Here is a 2,474-nt window from a genome sequence, read left to right on the forward strand (position 1 = left end):
CCCATTCCCCCATTCCCCCACCCCCCCATTCCCCCATTCCCCCATTCCCCCACTCCCCCATTCCCTGCTATGAATTTTCCCTCGATTTCTGTGATCATACCCACCTATCGGCGCGAAGAACCCCTTAAAGATACCCTCGATGACCTGCTCAAACAAGATTATCCCGATTTTGAGGTATTAGTTATCGACCAAACAGCTACCCACATCCCTGCCATACAATCCTATCTAGAAAATCTGGCTAATCAGCAGAAAATTAGCTGGTATCGGCTGGATTGGGCGAGTTTACCCGGTGCCAGAAACTATGGAGTCCGTCGCGCTCAGGGCGATATAGTTCTTTTTATCGATGATGATGTGCGGCTACCGGATAATTATCTCAAAGCACATAGTGAGAATTTTGTCAAGAATCCTGAGATAGGTGTAGTGGCCGGTCGGGTATTCGATCGCATGAAATTGGTTGACTCCCAAAAAATGGGGACAGATACCGGCAAACCCTACGAAATCGACTTTTTACCCCCCCAAGCCATGGATCCAGGCATTGCTTGGTATTACATCGATCTTGTCCACACCACTAAACCCCAGCAGGTAATCTCGGCCCGGGGCTGTAATATGTCTTTCCGGAAGGATATATTTACGAAATACGGCATTTGGTTCGATGAACGCTTTCGTGGCAGTGCCGTGCGCGAGGAATCGGATTTTTGCTTAAGATTACGCCCGACTCCCTATCATGTCTGGTACGATCCCACCGCTTATCTGGTTCATTTAGGGGAAGAAACTGGCGGCTGTCATGATATTAGCACTCGTTCTCTGAGTTATCAGACGACTTTTTATCATAATCACTTTTTGATGGCCCTGAAAAATCTCACTCCCACTCAACAATTGCGACTCTATGCTAAATTATTTGATTGTCACGTTCTTGGCAATCCTCCCTGTAATAAGGGTGGTTCCCCGATTAAAATCCTTTCTAGGGGAATTTTTTATAGTTTAGGTTTTCTTGATGCTCTGAAAACTCAAGTTAAGTCCCTCTGGAATGATGGTCAAATTTATACAAAACTAGATAATCTATGAGAATTTTAGTCGCTAGTCATACATATATAGTTGATCTCAACTGTGAGAAACTGCGCTCCCTGACAAGATTAAATCCTGATATTGAGGTTACTATTGTTGTTCCCCAACGTTGGCAACCGGGAGGAGTCCAAAATAAAATCATTGAAAGTCAACCAAAAATAGCTGATAATTTCCGAGTAATTCCTATCTCTAATTTTAGCCAAAATAACCAAGCTTTATTAACTTTTGGCACTGATATAGTTTCTTTATTGCAAAAATTTAGACCCGATATTATTCAAGTGGAACAGGGTTCTAAATCTCTTGCTTATGCACAATTTATTACTCTGAACCGTTTCTTAAATCTCCGAGCTAAAAATGTATTTTTTACTTGGTGGAATCTTCCCTATACTCCTAAATTTCCCATCTCTTGGTTGGAAGCTTATAACCTGAAAAATACCGATGGTTTAATCGCTGGTAATCAGGACGGGGTAGATGTTTTAAAAGAACGGGGTTACAGGGGTAAATACACCGTTTTGCCGCAATTAGGAGTGGATGAAGTTCTTTTTTCCCCCAGCAAGCAACCCGATTTATCCCGATCTTTAGGCATTGAAACCGATGAATTTGTGATTGGTTTTATCGGTCGTTTTGTAGAAGAAAAAGGCATTTTAACGCTGATTAAAGCCGCATCTAAATTAACAGGTAAGTGGAAATTATTAATGTTAGGTAGGGGAATTTTGAAAGATAAAATAGTCAGCGAAGCTACAGCCGCAGGAATAAGCGATCGCTTGATGATAGTGGAAAGTGTTCCCCACGATCAAGTAGTTAATTATATTAACCTGATGAACACTTTGGTTTTGCCTTCAGAAACCACCTATCAGGTCAAAACTTTAACGGCCGTCGGTTGGAAAGAACAATTCGGTCATGTTTTAATTGAAGCTATGGCCTGTCAGGTTCCTGTTATTGGTTCTGATTCGGGAGAAATTCCCTTTGTTATTGCTGATACGGGTTTAATTTTTCCCGAAAAAGATGGGGATGCACTGGCTAAATCTATACAAACTCTCTTAGATAATCCCAGCTTCGCTCAAGAATTAGGCCAGAGAGGTTATCAGAGAGTAATGACCAATTATACTAATAAAGCCCTCGCTCAAAAACAATTGGATTTCTATCAACAATTACTCCCTCGGTGATGGAAGTGGGGTGTGGGGTGTGGGGTGTGGGGTGTGGGAATTATAAATTATGAATTATGAATTGGGGTGTGGGGTGATGGGGAAGTGGGGTGATGGGGAAGTGGGGAAATTGAACTAAAACCCCAAAACCCTAAAACCCTAAAACCCCAAAACCCTAAAACCCTATCACCCCAAAAACCTATCTCCTGACTCCTATCTCCTGACTCCTGACTCCTGAATGGTGTGGGGTGTGGGTTGATGGGG

Annotated in this window: 2 protein-coding genes; both read left to right on the plus strand. The window is 42.5% G+C overall.

The window, feature by feature from the left end:
* Positions 1 to 69 precede the first annotated feature (69 nt).
* A complete protein-coding gene (hpsN, locus tag N0824_RS16170; protein WP_108937492.1) occupies positions 70 to 1,065 on the plus strand; it encodes a hormogonium polysaccharide biosynthesis glycosyltransferase HpsN in 996 nt (331 codons plus the stop codon).
* Positions 1,062 to 2,231, plus strand: a complete 1,170-nt coding sequence (gene hpsO / locus N0824_RS16175; protein ID WP_108937491.1) for a hormogonium polysaccharide biosynthesis glycosyltransferase HpsO — start codon at positions 1,062 to 1,064, stop codon at positions 2,229 to 2,231. The genes hpsN and hpsO overlap by 4 nt, the downstream gene beginning before the upstream one ends.
* The last annotated feature ends 243 nt before the right edge of the window (positions 2,232 to 2,474 follow it).

The organism is Microcystis sp. 0824 (genome assembly GCF_003112475.1).
In the GTDB taxonomy this organism is placed as follows: Bacteria; Cyanobacteriota; Cyanobacteriia; order Cyanobacteriales; family Microcystaceae; genus Microcystis; species Microcystis aeruginosa_C.